Origin of the sequence: Paraburkholderia phenoliruptrix (genome assembly GCF_019511605.1) — a bacterium.
Lineage (GTDB): Bacteria > Pseudomonadota > Gammaproteobacteria > Burkholderiales > Burkholderiaceae > Paraburkholderia > Paraburkholderia phenoliruptrix_A.
Genome location: NZ_JAEUAV010000049.1, coordinates 1 through 16308, shown reverse-complemented (window position 1 = coordinate 16308; position 16308 = coordinate 1). Strand labels below are relative to the sequence as shown.

The following is a 16308-nucleotide window of genomic DNA, read 5'->3' as shown; positions in this document are numbered from 1 at the left end:
TGGTGCGAGAGTATGGCTAGGGGCGAGGGTCGGTGCACGGGACGGTGCGTGGGTCGGTGCGCGGGCCGGTGCGCGGGCCGGTGCGCGGGCGGGCGTCCGCGTGGATAGCGATCTTGCCGCGCGAGCCGCATCGGCCGCGTGCATACCGGCGTGTGTATACTTGCGCGACCCGCGCGCTCCTAGCGGGCGATCCATTGCGTCGTTCTACTCAGGCCACTCCCGATTCAGCACGTCAGGTATGCAAGAAAACACTCTCGGTGTCGCCATCATCACAAAAAACGCCGCGGCGCGACTGGCCGAATGCCTGCGCTCCGTGGCCTTTGCCGACGAGATAGTCGTGATCGACGGCGGCAGCACCGACGGCACCGCCGAGATCGCTCGCGCGCACAACGCCCGGGTGATCCAGCAGACCGACTGGCCGGGCTTTGGCCCGCAAAAGAACCGCGCGGTGGATGCGCTCACGACCACGTGGGTCCTGTCGCTCGACGCCGACGAGATCGTCTCGCCCGAACTTGCGGCCGCAATTCGCGCGGCGCTCGCGTCGCCCGCTGCTGACGTTTATGCGGTGGACCGCCTGTCGAGTTTTTGCGGGCACTGGATTCATCACAGCGGGTGGTACCCCGACTGGATCCCGCGCCTCTTCAAACGCGGCGCAGCCCGTTTTTCCGACGACCTCGTGCACGAGCGGCTCGTGTTCGACACGCCCGCGCAACGCTTGAACGGCAAGCTGCTGCACTACTCGTACGAAAACTTCGAGACGGTGGTGCGCAAGCTCGACGCATATTCGAGCGCCGGTGCGCTGCAGCGCCACGCGGCGGGTCAACACGGCAGCTTCGGCAAGGCGCTTATGCGCGGCGCCTGGGCTTTCCTGCGCACCTATCTGTTGCGCGGAGGTTTTCTCGACGGCCGCGCCGGCTTCATGATTGCGGTGTTCAACGCGGAAACCGTGTACTACCGGTTTCTCAAGCTCGCGCGGCTCGCTGAAGAGCCCCGCTCGCAGTCGCGCTGAGCGGGGCGCTCGTCCGTCAATAAACTATCTCGATGGCGCTGCCGGCGAATTGGCCGCGCAGGTCGGCGAGCAGCTCGTCGGTCGGCTTGACGCGCCACGCGTCGCCAAGCCGCATTTCGCCCTCGGCATTCTCGCTGCGGTACACGATCTGAACAGCGAGTCCATTCGGAATCTGCACCGGCTGACGCTGACGGCCATTGTCGCCGCCGTAGCCGCCCTGGCTGCCGTTACGACCACTGCCGTTGCCGCCATTGCCACCATTACCGCCGCGTGCGGAAGGCGCCGGCGCAGCCGCGGCCTGCGGCTCGTCCTTGCTTGCGCTATGAGCCTCGAGAACGCGCCGCAACGCCAGCGCGTCCGCGTTGCCGTTCATCTTCACTTTCACGGCTTCGGCATAGCGGCAGCGCGCACGGCCGAGATCCATGACCGTGTCCACGGTGAAGCGAATGCCGCCGGTAAACGCGTCGTTGCGCGCCTGGCCTTGCACGACCAGTAGCTCGTCTTCCCTGAACAACTGCTTGTTCGCTTCGTACGTCTCGTTGAACACGGTCACTTCGCATTGGCCGGTGCCGTCGTCGAGCAGCGCGATCATCATCTTGCCGCGCTGGGTCATCTGCGTGCGCAGCGATGCGACGATGCCCGCAACCAGCTTGTCGCGCCCTTCCTTGAGTTCGCCGATCTTCTGGCGCACGAAGCGGCGCACCTCGTCCCTGTAGGCGTCGAACAGGTGGCCCGACAGGTAGAAGCCGAGCGCGGCCTTCTCTTCCTGCAGCTTCTTCTTTTCGGGCCACTCGGGCTCGTCGACCAGCTCGTGCCCTTGCGACGGCGCGTCGCCCATGTCGAAAAGGCCGGCTTGCAACGCATTCGCGCTGGCCTGCTCCGCGGCTTCCATGGCCAGCGACACGGATGCGATGAGTTGCGCGCGGTTCGCGTGCAGGCTGTCGAACGCGCCCGCGCGAATCAGGGCTTCAACCGTGCGGCGATTGACGACGCGGCGGTCGATCCGGTTGCAGAAGTCGAAAATGTCGATGAACGGGCCGTCTTCGCGCGCCCGCAGGATTTCCTCGATCGCGTTCTGGCCGCTACCCTTGATCGCACCGAGTCCATAGCGGATGGTGCGGGAGCGTTTGCCGTCCGCTTCCGCGACGGGCTCGAAGCGATACGCCGATAGATTGATGTCCGGCGGCAGCACCGTCATCTTGTTGGCGATGCAGTCTTCGAACAGGATCTTGACCTTCTCGGTGTCGTCCATGGCAAGCGACATATTCGCCGCCATGAATTCCGCCGGATGGTGCGCTTTCAGCCACGCGGTGTAGTACGCGAGCAGCGCGTAGGCCGCCGCGTGCGACTTGTTGAAGCCGTAGCCCGCGAACTTCTCCATCAGGTCGAAGATTTCGTCGGACTTCTCGCGCGTGAGGCCGTTCTTCGCCGCGCCTTCCGCGAAAAGCTCGCGGTGCTGCGCCATTTCTTCGGGCTTCTTCTTGCCCATCGCGCGGCGCAGCAAGTCGGCGCCGCCCAGCGAATAGCCGCCGATGATCTGCGCCATCTGCATCACCTGCTCCTGGTAGACCATGATGCCGTAGGTCTCTTTCAGAACAGGTTCGACGCGCGGATCGGGATACTCGACCACCTCGCGGCCGTGCTTACGCGCACAGAAGCTCGGAATCAGGTCCATCGGACCCGGACGATACAACGCAACGAGCGCGATGATGTCTTCGAAACGGTCGGGCTGCGCGTCCTTCAGCATGCCTTGCATGCCGCGGCTTTCCAGCTGGAACACGGCGACCGTATTGGCTTTCTTGAGGATCGAGAACGATGCCGGATCGTCGAGCGGCACTTGCGCAAGCGACCAGTCTTTCTTCGACGGATCGAGACGGCGGATATAGCGCTCGGCCCAGTCGAGGATAGTGAGCGTAGTCAGACCGAGAAAGTCGAACTTGACGAGGCCGACGGCTTCCACATCGTCCTTGTCGTACTGGCTCACGACGCCGCTCTCGTCGCCCTGCGTGTACAGCGGGCAGAAATCGGTCAGCTTGCCGGGCGCAATCAGCACGCCACCCGCGTGCATGCCGACGTTACGCGTGATGCCCTCGACGCGCTGCGCGAGTTCGAGCAACTGGTGCACTTCGTCTTCGTTGTCGAAGCGCTCCTGCAGCAGGGGCTCTTCCTTCATCGCGTCGGCAATCGTGACGTGCTTGCCGGGCTTGAACGGAATCAGTTTTGCGATGCCGTCCGTGAACATGTAGCCGAGATCGAGCACGCGGCCGATGTCGCGCACTGCCGCCTTCGCCGCCATCGTGCCGAACGTCGCGATTTGCGACACGGCGTCCGCGCCGTACTTCTCCTTCACGTACTGAATCACGCGGTCGCGGCCGTGCTGGCAGAAGTCGATGTCGAAGTCGGGCATCGACACGCGCTCCGGATTCAGGAAACGCTCGAACAGCAGGTTGTAGCGCAGCGGATCGAGGTCCGTCACGCCGAGTGCATACGCGACGAGCGAGCCCGCGCCCGAGCCCCGGCCCGGACCCACCGGCACGCCGTTGTTCTTCGCCCAGTTGATGAAGTCCGCGACGATCAGGAAGTAGCCCGGAAAGCCCATCTTGATGATCGTGCCGCACTCGAATTCGAGCCGCTGGTAATACGTCTCGCGCTGCGCGGCGCGCTCCGCTTCGTCGGGATACAACTGCGCGAGACGCGTTTCCAGGCCCTGTTTCGACAGATGCACGAGGTAGTCGTCGAGCGACATGCCGTCGGGCGTCGGAAAGAGCGGCAGTTTCGGCTTGCCGAGTTCGAGCGTGAGATTGCAGCGCTTGGCGATTTCGACCGAATTGGCGAGCGCCGACGGAATGTCCGCGAAGAGCGCGACCATTTCGTCTTGCGTGCGGAAGTATTGCTCAGGCGTAAAACGCTTCTGCCGCCGCGGATTGGCGAGAATGTCGCCTTCGGAAATGCACACGCGCGCTTCGTGCGCGGTGAAGTCGTCCGGCGTCATGAACTGCATGGGGTGGGTGGCCACGACCGGCAGTTTGAGCGACGCCGCGAGCGCGACCGCCTGCTGCACGTACTGCTCGCCACCCGGCTGCCCACAACGCTGTAACTCAATGTAGAAGCCGCCCGGAAACACCTTTGCCCAATGCAGCGCATTGCGCTTTGCCGCCTCCTGATTGCCCGCGGCAAGCGCGAGGCCAACGTCGCCCTGCTGCGCGCCCGACAATGCGAGCAGACCTTCGCCAAGGCCCGACTCGAGCCAGCCGGCCTCGACTTCCGCGCGGCCGCGATACTGGTTGGTGAGCGAGGCCTTGCTCAGCAGTTCGCACAGATTCAGATAACCGCGCCGGTCTTTCACCAGCAGCAACAGTCGCGAAGGTTTGTCGCGATCGTCCGGATTGGTGATCCAGACGTCGCAGCCGGCAATGGGTTTGACCCCTTTGCCGCGTGCTTCCTTGTAGAACCGGACGAGCCCGAACGCGTTGCCGAGATCGGTCAGGGCGAGCGCCCCCTGACCGTCTTTGGCGGCCGCCTTGACGACGTCGTCAAGACGCACGATGCCGTCGGCGATCGAAAATTCGGAGTGGAGGCGGAGATGGACGAAGCGGGGATCTGACATGGGCGACATTGTAACTCCACCCTCCCGCAGATTTCAGCGCAAAACCGCCCGCTGGCCATTCGGGTTAGGACACCGTCGGCTGCGGCTGATCGGCCGCGATTTTTTGCCAGCTACCACGGCCGCGTGCGCAAACCATGCGCGCCAGTTCGCCCGGCGTTTGCGCTAGCGCAAAGCATCGTCCATTCGGCTAGCTCGGGAAAAACGCCGGGTTGAGGGATAATATGGGTTTCGCCCAATTCGACGTGGCTGCCGCACAGGGCAGTGAAGGCCGTTCGGGGCCATTGCAGGCGTTACAGCGCGCTGCGGGCAAATAGCCGGCTCGCGGGCATGCTGGGGGCTCTTGCGGCCGCTCGCGCAAACTTTTGCTGCGCTTTTGCCGCCGTGGGCCTGCGCGCCTGTACCGCGTGCCGACCGTTCGCGCCTGCTTGTCGCGTGCTTTTTTGCGCGCTCGTTGCGTGCTTGTCGCCTGCCCGTTGCATGGTTGTCGCGTGACCGTCGCGTGGTCGCCGCCGCACCGCATTCGCGCCACCAGCAAGCCCGGACTGCCCATCGTCAATTATTACCGCTGAACACCCATGAGTATCGTCAATCTCGCCGCGTATCATTTCGTCACAATCGAAGACACCGCCGCCTGGCGGCCGCAGGTCACTGAGCGCTGCAATGCGCTCGGCCTGCGCGGCACCATCCTGCTCGCGCCGGAAGGCATCAACCTGTTCGTCGCGGGCACCCGCGAGAATACCGACGCCTTCATCGACTACATTCGCAATGACCCGCTGTTCGAAGGCAAATTCGCGAACCTGCAATTCAAGGAAAGCCTGTCGGACAAGCAGCCGTTCACGCGCATGCTGGTCAAGCTCAAGCGCGAAATCATCACAATGAAGAAGCCGGCCATTCGCCCGGAACTGGGCCGCGCGCCGTTCGTGGACGCCCCCACGTTGAAAACCTGGCTCGACCGCGGTCACGACGACGAAGGCCGTCCGGTCGTCATGCTCGACACGCGCAACGCGTTCGAAGTGGACGTCGGCACGTTCGACAACGCGCTCGACTATCGCATCACGAAATTCAGCGAGTTTCCCGAAGTGATCGAAGAGCACCGTGCCGACCTCGAAGGCAAGACCGTCGTGTCGTTCTGCACGGGCGGCATTCGCTGCGAGAAGGCTGCGATTCATATGAAAGACGTCGGCATTGAGCACGTGTATCAGCTCGAAGGCGGCATTCTCAAGTATTTCGAGGAAGTGGGCGGCGCGCATTATCACGGCGACTGCTTCGTGTTCGATTACCGCACCGCGCTCAATCCGCAGCTTCAGCCCACTTCGACCGTGCAGTGCTTCGGCTGCCGCGCGGTGGTCACGCCCGAACAGCAGAAGTCGCCGATGTACGTCGCCGGCAAGACCTGCCCGCAATGCCATCCGGACAGCAAGGCTGCGCGCGCAGCTTGAGCGCAGCGGCGCTTTCCGGCTGGCGGGCGGCCGTTGGGCCCGACAGCAACTGAACCTTCGGTGCATCGACTCATGAACTACCGCGGACGCTTCGCGCCCTCGCCTACCGGCCCGCTGCATTTCGGTTCGCTGGTGAGCGCGCTCGCCAGTTGGCTCGACGCGCGCGCGCATGGCGGCACATGGCTCGTTCGCATAGAAGATATCGACGGCCCGCGCACGATGCCGGGCGCCGCGCAACACATACTCGACACGCTGCAGCGCTTCGGCCTGCGCGCCGACGAGCCGCCCCTCTGGCAAAGCACGCGCACCGGGCGTTATGCGCAAGCTCTGGACCAGTTGATGGCGGCCGGCTTCGTCTATCCATGCGGCTGCACGCGCAAGGAAATTGCCGATTCGCTGCTGCATGCGCATGCGCGCAACACCACGCTCGCCTATCCGGGCACCTGTCGCAACGGCCTGCACGGCAAGCCCGCGCGCGCGTGGCGGCTGCGGGTGCCGGACGGTGCTGCGGCTGTCGTTACATTTGAAGATCGCTGGCAAGGCGAACAGACGCAGAATCTCGCCACCGAAGTGGGCGATTTCGTGCTCAGACGAGCGGACGATCAGTGGGCTTATCAGCTCGCCGTCGTCGTGGACGACGCCGACTCCGGCATCACGCACATCGTGCGAGGCGCGGATCTGATGGATTCGACTGCGAGGCAGATCTACCTGCAGCGGTGCCTCGGGGTGCCGACGCCGCGCTATCTGCACGTGCCGGTGGTGACGAACGAGCACGGTGAAAAGCTCAGCAAGCAGACAGGCGCAACCGCACTGAACTGTGACGAGCCGCTGCAAGCGCTGAACGCCGCTGCGCGGCACCTCGGATTGAACCTCGGGAATGGCGGCGCGAGCGGCTCACCGCAGCGCACGCTGGACGATTTCTACGCCGCGGCGATTGCGGCGTGGGCGAAGAAAATGCGCTTGAGCGTTTGATTGGCTACCCGGCGGGGCTCGGGAAACCAACGCCTGAGAACACACGCAGCGGTCGAAGGTGCTTTGCGCCCGGTCATCAGATCATCTGGCGACAACCGCCGCCCGCCGCGCAGCCGGCACAGCCCGACAACCACGAGCCTGCTTTACGACGACGACTTGCGCGGCATGCCGAACCCGCCGAGCAACGCGGCGAGCGGCTGCTTGGAGGTGGGCTTTTGCGGCGCGGACCGTGCCGCCTCTGCCTCTTCCACCTTGCGAACCGAAGCGGGCGACGGCTCGTAGGGCTTCAGGAAGAAATCGTCCACTGGCTGCGCGCGGTGATGATGCGGCCGGTCGAACGAACCGGACGGCGCGCCCGCACGGCGTCGTGCGCCACGCTCGTCGCGACCCTCGCCGCGTTCGCGCCGCGGCGCGCGGTCTTCGTGGTGATGGCGCACAGGCGCGTCTACGGTCAGACGCTGCACGTCGAGCGGACGCTTGATCAGCTTCTCGATATCCGCCAGTTGCTTGCGCTCGTTCGGGCTGCACAGCGACAACGCGTCGCCCGAAGCGCCGGCACGGCCCGTGCGGCCGATGCGGTGCACGTAGTCTTCGGCATTGAACGGCAGATCGAAGTTGATCACCGCCGGCAACTCGGCAATGTCGAGACCACGCGCGGCGACGTCGGTGGCGACCAGCGCCTCGATCTCGCCGCGCTTGAATGCGTCGAGCGCCTGCATGCGCTCGTTCTGCGAGCGATCGCCGTGAATCGCGGTTGCGACCACGCCGTCGCGCTCCAGACTGCGCGCGAGACGGCTCGCGCCGATCTTGCTGTTGCAGAACACGATCACCTGCTTGAGGCTGCGCTCGCGAATCAACTGGACGACGGCGCCGGTCTTGTCGCCCTCGGCCACTTCGTAGACGATCTGCGTGACGTTGGTTGCCGTCGAGTTGCTGCGCGCCACTTCGATGGTTTGCGGATTGCGCAGGTAAGTGGCGGCGAGCTTCTTGATTTCGCCCGAGAAGGTAGCCGAAAACAGCAGCGTTTGCCGCTCTTTCGGCAATAGGTTCAGAATGCGCTGCAAGTCAGGCAGGAAGCCCATATCGAGCATCCGGTCCGCTTCGTCGAGCACGAGAATCTGCACCTGGCCGAGGTTTGCGGTTTTCTGCTGCACGTGGTCGAGCAGGCGGCCCGGCGTGGCGATCAGAATCTCGACGCCGCGGCGCAACTGCTCCGACTGCGGATTCATGTCCACGCCGCCGAACACCACGGCGCTGCGCAGCGCGGTGTGCTTGGCATACGCCTGGACGTTCGCAGCGACCTGGTCGGCCAGTTCGCGAGTGGGCGTGAGGATCAGCGCGCGCACCGGGTGGCGCGCGGGCGAAGCGCTCGTGCTGGCCTGCGGCAGCAGCCGCTGGATGATCGGCAGCGAAAAGCTCGCGGTCTTGCCGGTGCCGGTCTGCGCGGCGCCCATGACGTCGCGGCCTGCCAGCACGACAGGAATGGCCTGCGCCTGGATCGGCGTGGGCGTGGTGTAGCCCGATTCCTTGACTGCTTTCAGGATGTCGGGCGCGAGGCCGAATTGATCAAAAGTCGCAGTAGTGGGCGTGACGGCTGTGTCGGACATGGTGGCTTTCGCTAAAAATGCGTCTGCGCGTTGCGCTTGGCGTGCGCGCGGCAGCGGTCGGAACCGCAGAAGGCATCAGGATGAAGGCGGAGCCACGGCGTTCGGCACGGGACCCGTCACTATTGCGGGAAAGAATGCGGCCGGCTCCGGCCGGCGGAAAAGTACCGCCGGAAAGGCCGGTATTGTAGCACTTCAGCAAAAACACTCATGGCGCATGCGGCGGCTTTCTGCTTGCGCGGCAAAAGCACGGCGCCCGTCAAGCGGGCGCGTTCGCGTGCGACGAAGCAACGGTCCGCCTCGCATGCGAGCGTAGTGCGTCGCGGCGACAGTTGCATGACAAGGCGTGCGGGCCGCTCTTGCGGGTTGCGCGCCGCTGTCATGCACCCGTTCCCGTTGCTCCAGCCGCTGAATCACCAGCCGCTGACTCACCAGCCGCTGACTCACCAGCCGCTGACTCACCACGTCTCGCGCATCACCATCAGTCGCAGCTCGGTCATGTCCTCGATTGCATAGCGCACGCCCTCGCGCCCGAGCCCCGAGTCCTTCACGCCGCCGTACGGCATATTGTCGACGCGAAACGACGGCACGTCGTTGATCACCACGCCGCCCACTTCCAGCTCGTCCCACGCGCGATGCGCATGCGCGAGCGAATCGGTGAACACGCCTGCCTGCAAGCCGAAGTCGCTGTCGTTGACGGCCGCGAGCGCCGCGTCGAAATCGCCGAAACGCTCCAGAATGGCGACCGGCCCGAACGCTTCCTTGCGATACAGGTCGGTGTCGCGCTTCACGTCTTCGAGCAGCGTGGCTTCGAACATCGCGCCCTCGACCTTGCCGCCCGCGACGATTTTCGCGCCCGCCTGCACGGCGCTCTCCATCCAGCCGGCAAGGCGTCGCGATTCCGATTCCGAGATCATCGGCCCGACGAAGGTTTTCTCGTCCTTCGGGTCGCCCATTACGAGCGATTTGGTCTTCGCGATCAGCTTCTCGCGCAGCGCATCATAAAGGCTCGCGTGCACGAGAATGCGCTGCACGCCAATACAGCTTTGCCCCGACTGATAAAACGCACCGAACGCGAGCCGCTCGACCACGTAGTCGAGCTTGCCGCCCTGATCGCCGTCGACGATTGCCGCCGCGTTGCCGCCCAGCTCCAGAATCACCTTCTTCTTGCCCGCCTTCTTCTTCAGGTCCCAGCCCACTGCCGGAGAGCCTGTGAACGACAGCAGCTTGAAGCGCTCGTCGGTGGTGAACAGATCCGCGCCGTCGCGATGGGCAGGCAGAATCGAGAACGCGCCCTTGGGCAAATCCGTTTCCGCCAGAATCTCGCCCATGATCAAGGCGCCGACCGGCGTGCGGCTCGCCGGCTTCAGCACGAACGGCACGCCCGCCGCGATGGCCGGCGCGACCTTGTGCGCGGTCAGGTTCAACGGAAAATTGAACGGCGAGATGAACGAGCACGGCCCGATCGGCACCCGCTTCACATAGCCGTGGTAGCCCTTGGCGCGCGGCGAGATTTCCAGATTGACGATTTCGCCGTCGATGCGCACCGCTTCTTCCGCCGCGACCTTGAACGTGTCGATCAGACGCGTGACCTCGCCCTTCGAGTCGTTGATCGGCTTGCCCGCCTCGATGCATAGCGCGAGCGCCAGTTCGTCGTAGCGCTCGCGAAAACGCTTCACGCAATGTTCGAGCACCGCCTGGCGCTTGAACGGGGGAAACGCACGCAACGCGGGCAGCGCGTCCACCGCGAAGCCGATTGCCTTGTCGATGACCGCGGCATCGGCCATCGCGACGCGCGTGGCGACTTCACCGCTGAACTTGTCGGTGACTTCGAGATCCGTGTTTGCTGCCACTGCTTCGTTCGCCAGGTAGTACGGGTAAGTCCTGTTCAGCATGACGCGTTCTCCTTCTGATAGATGCCAGCGGCAACGCGGGCCCGCACGCGAGCCCGCGCCGTTCACAGTTGCGCGGAAAGCCGCTTGATCTCGCGGTTCAGCACGCGCTCGTTATCCGAATAGTCGATGGGCACGTCGATCACGTGCACGCCCGGCGTGGCGAAGCACTCGCGCAACAGCGGCGCGAAGTCCGCCGCCGCTCCAACGCGATGCCCCTTCGCACCATAGCTCTGCGCGTAGGCGACGAAATCGGGGTTGGCGAGCGTCATGCCGTAGTCGGGGAAGTTCATGTTCTCCTGCTTCCAGCGGATCATGCCGAACGCGTCGTCGCGCAAGATCAGGATCACCAGATCGAGCTTCAGGCGCACTGCCGTTTCGAGTTCCTGCGAATTCATCATGAAACCGCCGTCGCCGCACACGGCCATCACCTTGCGGTCCGGGTGCACGATCTTGGTCGCGATCGCCGAGGGCAAGCCGGCCCCCATCGAAGCCAGAGCATTGTCGAGCAGCAGCGAATTCGGCTCGTGCGCGCGGTAGTAACGGGCGAACCAGATCTTGTACATGCCGTTGTCCAGACACACGATGCCGTCCGCCGGCGTGGTCTCGTACACGTCGTTGACGAGCCGCACCGGGTACATCGGGAAGCGGTCGTCGTGCTGGCCCTTCACCAGATGCGCCTCGAAATGCTCCTTGATTTCCTTGAAGCGCGTGAAGTCCCAGTGCTCCTGGCGCTCCTTGAGACTTTCCTTCAGTTGCCACACCGCGTTGGCGATGTCGCCGACCACCTCGATCTGCGGAAAATAGACCGTGTCGACCTCCGCGCCGAGAAAGTTGACGTGAATGACCGTCTTCTCCGCGTCGCCGCTGCGCATGAAAAACGGCGGCTTCTCGATCACGTCGTGGCCGACGTTGATAATGCAGTCGGCGTGATCGATCGCGCGGTGCACGAAGTCGCCATCGGACAGCGTCGCGTTGCCGAGCCACATGGGATGCGATTCGTCGATCACGCCCTTGCCCATCTGCGTCGTGAAAAACGGAATGCCGATCTGGTCGACGAACTCGCGCAGCATCTTCGTCGTGGTCTTGCGATTGCCGCCCGCGCCGATCATCAGCAACGGGTGCTTCGCCTTGGTGATCGCCTCGACCGCGCGCGCCACCGCTTTTTCCTCGGCGACAGGACGCCGGCTGTAGCTTTTGGGAATCGGCTTGCCGTCGCCTTCTTCGTGGGCCACGTCTTCGGGCAGCTCCAGATGCGTGGCGCCGGGGCGCTCTTCTTCCGCCTGCCGCACCGCCTCGCGCACGGCGGCCGGAATATTGGCGATCGACACGATCTGGCGCGTGTACTTGGTGAGCGGCTCCATCATCCGCACCACGTCGACAATCTGGAAATGGCCCTGCTTGCTCGACTTGATCGGCTTCTGACCGGTCACCATGAGCATCGGCATGCCGCCCAGTTGCGCGTAGGCGGCGGCCGTCACGAAGTTGGTGGCGCCGGGGCCGAGTGTCGCGAGGCACACGCCGGTGCGGCCCGTCAGGCGTCCATAGGTGGCGGCCATGAAGCCGGCCGCCTGCTCGTGGCGAGTCAGAATCAGACGGATTTTCGAGCGGCGCAACGATTCGAGAAGATCGAGATTTTCTTCGCCGGGAATGCCGAACACGTACTCGACACCTTCGGCTTCCAGCGATTTGACGAACAGGTCCGATGCTTTCATGGAGGATCTCGTTTGAAGGGACGCACGCGAGCGCAAAGCCTCGCAATGGGTGAGCGGAACAGACGACCAGAACACGCAGGGAGACTACAGGGACGACAGTGGCGACGCTCACGGCGTCATGCCGCAAGCCACTGCGGACAGCTTACTACTCGGCTGGAAATGATGCGCGCAGACTGACCATGCGGCGCGGCGGGAGAAGAAAAGCACGTGGCAGCTTCACGAAGCTGCCATGTGTGGCTCAGCGATTGAGCGTTATACAGTCGGACAAAAGCGGCGGCGCGTCTTCGCCTGCCGTGGCGTCGTACAGGTCAGCACGCGGGCCCTTGGTCCACCACGTATAGCTGCCGGCCTGGTACTTCGCGCCGGACGCCGCGATGGTGTTGACGAAGAGGAGTTGTTTGCCCTTTACCGGCACGAGCGCGAAGCTCTGGCCGTTGGCCGTGTTCCAGTAAGTGACATGCAGGATCCGGCCGGTCGCGCAGGTGTACTTGCGCGTTTGCCGGTTTTTGGTTTGAACGTCTTCGAGATGCAAAGGTGCGGCGAACGCGTAACCGCAAATTGCCGCGAGGCCCGCTGCAAGCAGCCTTTTTTTCATGGAATGCCCCGGTCGTTGCTGATCAAGGGTCGATGACATCGGCGCAGGCATCGGTCGGCGCGGCGGCCACGTGCCCGACCACCGGCACGATCTTCAGGCCCGCCGACGCAATGCGGCACGGCGCGGCCGCAAGGCCGCAGCCCGACAGTCCCGCAGAGAGCGCGAACACCACGCTCAAGACGCCGAGCGTGCGCAAACGGCCGGCAGTGGCACGCCGCGTTGCGGCGGGCGGCGCTTCGTTACGGGATTCCTGCAACATGCTGACCTCGACTTCAGTGAGCCCGCGATTCGTTCGACGGGCCCGGATCTTTCAAACTGCGCGTGCCGTCCGGCCGCGGTGCAAGCGGTGCAAGCGGTGTTCGCCGTGCTTGCGCGACCCGCGCGGCAGGATTTAGCCCGCCGACTTTGCCGACACAGGACGCACCGCCGCCGCGGCCTGTTTGGCGCGCGAGCGTGCTTCGTCGATATGCTCGCCGGTGGCGAGCGCGACACCCATGCGCCGCTTGACGAAGCTCTCCGGCTTGCCGAAGAGTCGCAAGTCCGCGTTCGGCACGGCAAGCGCCGCGGCAACGCCTTCGAACGCAATGCCCTTCTCGTCGAGCCCGCCGTAGATCACCGCCGACGCACCCGGTGCGCGCAACGACGTATCGACCGGCAAACCGAGAATCGCGCGCGCGTGCAGTTCGAACTCCGAAAAACGTTGCGAGCACAGCGTGACCAGACCCGTGTCGTGCGGACGCGGGCTCACTTCCGAGAACCATACGTCATCGCCGCGCACGAAAAGTTCCACGCCGAAGAGCCCGCGTCCGCCGAGCGCGGCTGTCACCTTGTGAGCGACCTCGCGCGAACGTTCGAGCGCGAGCGGGCTCATTGGCTGCGGCTGCCACGATTCGACGTAATCGCCCGCCACCTGCACGTGGCCGATCGGATCGCAGAAATACGTGGCGACCTCGCCGGTCGACGGATCGATCGCGCGCACCGTCAACTGCGTGATTTCGTATTCGAAGTCGATAAAACCCTCGACGATCACGCGGCCGTGATTCACACGGCCGCCTGCCATCGCGTATTGCCAGGCCGGCTCGACGTCGGCGTCGCTGCGCAGCACCGACTGCCCCTTGCCCGAGGACGACATAACCGGCTTCACCACGCACGGATAACCGACCTTGGCAATGCCCGCGCGCAGTTCTTCGAGCGAATCGGCAAATGCATACGGCGAAGTGGGCAAGCCCAGCTCTTCCGCGGCGAGGCGCCGGATGCCCTCGCGGTTCATCGTGAGCTGCGTGGCGCGTGCGGTGGGAATGACTTCGGCGATGCCGTCGGTTTCGATGGCCGCCAGCGCTTCGGTGGCGATTGCCTCGATTTCGGGGACGATCAGATGCGGACGCTCCGCTTCGACGAGCGCGCGCAGCGCGGCGCGGTCGGTCATGTCGATCACGTGCGAACGGTGCGCGACCTGGTGGCCCGGCGCATCCGGATAACGGTCGACGGCGATCACCTCGACGCCCAGCCGCTGCAGCGCGATGATCACTTCCTTGCCGAGCTCGCCGGCGCCGAGCAGCATGACGCGCGTCGCGGATTCAGAAAGGGGCGTGCCGATCCGTTGGCCGATCTGCATGGGGTCTCCAGATAAAAGTCGGATGAGGGTGTGATTGGACAGAACACGATGTTAACATGCGGGCCCCTCGCCGCGCCTTGTCCGCGCGGCGCGCCGAGTGCGTTACCCTTACGCCTTTGCCAGTTTGAAGAGGAACGACGCCATGCAACCACGCCTGTCCACGCGACGTCTCGCGCGCATCGCTCCCAACGCGCGCACGGCTCTCGCCGCGCTGAGCGTCGCGGCGCTGCTCGGCGCCTGCGCGATTCCGAAACATCCGGATGCGGAAGCCCCCGCGCCCGACCCGTTCAACCCCGCCGCCACGCAGTTGCTCGACGACACCAGCTGGACGCTCAGCGGATGGAAAGACGCAGACGGCAAAGCGCGCGCAGTGCCATCCGCCGATCGGGGCGGGGCGATCACCCTCACGCTGTCGACCGCCGCAGGCCAGCGCCACGCGAGCGGCTTTTCGGGCTGCAACCGCTATATGGGCTCATACACGCTGAAGGACGGCAAGCTCTCGTTCGGCACGCTGGGCGGCACGCGCATGGCTTGCGCGACGCCGGGCGGACAGATCGAAAGCGCGTATCTGAACGCGCTCACGCATATTCAACGAACCGGCGTGCAGATGCGTGCGCCGCAGCAGATGCAGCTCGTGCTCGATAACGGCGAGACGCTGGTGTTCGAGCGCAGCGGCGAGGCTGGCAAGTGAATGATCAATAAGCGGCAAGCGACCTGCGCATGAGCGGTCAACAAGCGGCGGAGCGCAACGGCGCGCGAGTGGTCAAGCGCCCGGTCCGCTTCGCACGAGGACGCAGGCATACTTGCGTCCGCCTGCGAAGCGTTTCGCTTCGCCGGTTTAAACTCGACGGATTGCGTTTTCGCCAATCCGTCATTCGTCGATGTCTAGTATGCACACGGTAGTTTTCGGCTGGTTCGGCGGGTCGGCCGTCTGGTTCATCCCTCTCATCTGGCGGCTCGTCAAGTCGATGCTGCCTGGCGGCGCGGGCCTGCGCGGTCCGGGCACGATCCGGCTGTGGCTTGGCTTCGTCTGCACGATGCTGGCCAGTTGCACGCTCGAAGCGTCGCTTATCGGCGCGGCCGGCACGAATGCGATCGGCCATGCGCTCGCGACGGGCCTCGGTCACCTGCTCGGGCATATCGGCACGCCGCTCGCGGCGCTCGGCGTTTTCGTCGTCAGTCTGCCGTGGCTCGTCGGTTTTCAGTGGCGCGAGTTTCTGCTTTGGGCCGATGGCGCATTCGGCCTCGGGCTCGCCTCGCGCGGTCTCGCGAGGCGCGACGACGAAGCGCGCCGTCATCGCAGCATGGACGATGGCGCGGCGCCGCACCTCTCCAGCTCGATCAACACGATGGCGCCGAGAAGCAAAGGGCGCTACGCGCGGCCGACCGTTTGGCGCCCGCCCGTGAAGGGCCGCGCGGCAGGTGGGGCCGCGGGCGGCGCCCATTCCGCCGCGGCCGGATCGACCGCTGGGCGGGAAACGGCAGGCCGGGCAGCGGCCGAGGGTTGGCGCGCGGGACGCGGCGCGGCGCGCGCTCAGGTTTCGCCGGCTGAGCCCGTGTTGCGCACGGGCAGCGCCACATCGGCACGGCCGACAGCGACGCGGTCCGCGATGCAGGCGTCCGGCGGCGACCGACTGTCGTCGATACCGGCTGAGCCCGTCGCACCGGCTGGATGGTTGCGTGAGACCGGCCGGCGGGTGGACGGGTCTGAGCGGAACTCGGGGGGAACGGCTGGTGTTGGCGGTGTTGGCGGTGTTGGCGGTGTTGGCGGTGTTGGCGGTGTTGGCGGTGTTGGCGGTGTTGGCGGTGTTGGCGGTGTTGGCGGTGTTGGCGGTGTTGGCGGTGTTGGCGGTGTTGGCG

General features: G+C 65.0%; 11 protein-coding genes and 1 pseudogene. 5 read left to right on the top strand and 7 right to left on the bottom strand.

The features are described 5' to 3' along the window. The first annotated feature begins 238 nt into the window (after nucleotides 1-238). A complete protein-coding gene (locus tag JNB89_RS30450) occupies nucleotides 239-1009 on the top strand; it encodes a glycosyltransferase family 2 protein (RefSeq protein WP_220364685.1) in 771 nt (256 codons plus the stop codon). A gap of 16 nt (nucleotides 1010-1025) precedes the next feature. On the opposite strand, the gene dnaE is transcribed toward JNB89_RS30450, so the two are convergent. After that, on the bottom strand, nucleotides 1026-4625 hold the full coding sequence (gene dnaE / locus JNB89_RS30445) for a DNA polymerase III subunit alpha (protein WP_135893303.1): 3600 nt from the start codon (nucleotides 4623-4625) through the stop codon (nucleotides 1026-1028). Between the two features lie 566 nt (nucleotides 4626-5191). Between dnaE and JNB89_RS30440 the strand changes: the two genes are divergently transcribed. Together JNB89_RS30440 and gluQRS are read left to right on the top strand one after the other, a co-directional pair. Beyond that, complete coding sequence (locus tag JNB89_RS30440) at nucleotides 5192-6055, top strand: sulfurtransferase (protein WP_220364684.1); 864 nt, start codon at nucleotides 5192-5194, stop codon at nucleotides 6053-6055. Nucleotides 6056-6127: 72 nt separating this feature from the next. Further along, nucleotides 6128-7027 (top strand): tRNA glutamyl-Q(34) synthetase GluQRS, encoded by a 900-nt coding sequence (gene gluQRS, locus JNB89_RS30435; RefSeq protein ID WP_220364683.1) that lies wholly within the window; start codon nucleotides 6128-6130, stop codon nucleotides 7025-7027. Between the two features lie 143 nt (nucleotides 7028-7170). Here the strand turns inward: gluQRS and JNB89_RS30430 are convergent, their stop codons facing one another. The 6 genes from JNB89_RS30430 to purT all read right to left on the bottom strand — a co-directional run bounded on the left by JNB89_RS30430 (nucleotide 7171) and on the right by purT (nucleotide 14448). Continuing rightward, nucleotides 7171-8634, bottom strand: a complete 1464-nt coding sequence (locus tag JNB89_RS30430) for a DEAD/DEAH box helicase (protein WP_135893300.1) — start codon at nucleotides 8632-8634, stop codon at nucleotides 7171-7173. Between the two features lie 455 nt (nucleotides 8635-9089). Further along, nucleotides 9090-10526 carry an aldehyde dehydrogenase family protein gene (locus JNB89_RS30425; RefSeq protein ID WP_220364682.1) on the bottom strand — a complete coding sequence of 479 codons (1437 nt, stop codon included), beginning with the start codon at nucleotides 10524-10526 and terminating at the stop codon, nucleotides 9090-9092. A gap of 62 nt (nucleotides 10527-10588) precedes the next feature. Further along, complete coding sequence (locus JNB89_RS30420; protein ID WP_135893298.1) at nucleotides 10589-12238, bottom strand: acetolactate synthase large subunit; 1650 nt, start codon at nucleotides 12236-12238, stop codon at nucleotides 10589-10591. 238 nt (nucleotides 12239-12476) lie between these two features. Then, entirely contained in the window at nucleotides 12477-12833 is a 357-nt protein-coding gene (locus JNB89_RS30415) for an MliC family protein (protein WP_220364681.1), read from the bottom strand. A 22-nt stretch (nucleotides 12834-12855) separates the two neighbouring features. Further along, entirely contained in the window at nucleotides 12856-13092 is a 237-nt protein-coding gene (locus JNB89_RS30410; RefSeq protein WP_220364686.1) for a DUF6726 family protein, read from the bottom strand. Nucleotides 13093-13224: 132 nt separating this feature from the next. Then, complete coding sequence (purT, locus tag JNB89_RS30405; RefSeq protein WP_220364680.1) at nucleotides 13225-14448, bottom strand: formate-dependent phosphoribosylglycinamide formyltransferase; 1224 nt, start codon at nucleotides 14446-14448, stop codon at nucleotides 13225-13227. A 142-nt stretch (nucleotides 14449-14590) separates the two neighbouring features. On the opposite strand from purT, the gene JNB89_RS30400 reads away from it, so the two are divergent. Then, on the top strand, nucleotides 14591-15139 hold the full coding sequence (locus JNB89_RS30400) for an META domain-containing protein (protein WP_220364679.1): 549 nt from the start codon (nucleotides 14591-14593) through the stop codon (nucleotides 15137-15139). A 199-nt stretch (nucleotides 15140-15338) separates the two neighbouring features. Further along, nucleotides 15339-16308, top strand: a pseudogene (locus JNB89_RS30395) (cell division protein FtsK); the annotation flags it as partial.

Bases quoted from the DNA above. Each gene is read 5' to 3' on its own strand.
- JNB89_RS30450 (WP_220364685.1), top strand. From the start codon at position 239: ATGCAAGAAAACACTCTCGGTGTCGCCATCATCACAAAAAACGCCGCG.
- dnaE (WP_135893303.1), bottom strand. From the start codon at position 4,625: ATGTCGCCCATGTCAGATCCCCGCTTCGTCCATCTCCGCCTCCACTCC.
- JNB89_RS30440 (WP_220364684.1), top strand. From the start codon at position 5,192: ATGAGTATCGTCAATCTCGCCGCGTATCATTTCGTCACAATCGAAGAC.
- gluQRS (WP_220364683.1), top strand. From the start codon at position 6,128: ATGAACTACCGCGGACGCTTCGCGCCCTCGCCTACCGGCCCGCTGCAT.
- JNB89_RS30430 (WP_135893300.1), bottom strand. From the start codon at position 8,634: ATGTCCGACACAGCCGTCACGCCCACTACTGCGACTTTTGATCAATTC.
- JNB89_RS30425 (WP_220364682.1), bottom strand. From the start codon at position 10,526: ATGCTGAACAGGACTTACCCGTACTACCTGGCGAACGAAGCAGTGGCA.
- JNB89_RS30420 (WP_135893298.1), bottom strand. From the start codon at position 12,238: ATGAAAGCATCGGACCTGTTCGTCAAATCGCTGGAAGCCGAAGGTGTC.
- JNB89_RS30415 (WP_220364681.1), bottom strand. From the start codon at position 12,833: ATGAAAAAAAGGCTGCTTGCAGCGGGCCTCGCGGCAATTTGCGGTTAC.
- JNB89_RS30410 (WP_220364686.1), bottom strand. From the start codon at position 13,092: ATGTTGCAGGAATCCCGTAACGAAGCGCCGCCCGCCGCAACGCGGCGT.
- purT (WP_220364680.1), bottom strand. From the start codon at position 14,448: ATGCAGATCGGCCAACGGATCGGCACGCCCCTTTCTGAATCCGCGACG.
- JNB89_RS30400 (WP_220364679.1), top strand. From the start codon at position 14,591: ATGCAACCACGCCTGTCCACGCGACGTCTCGCGCGCATCGCTCCCAAC.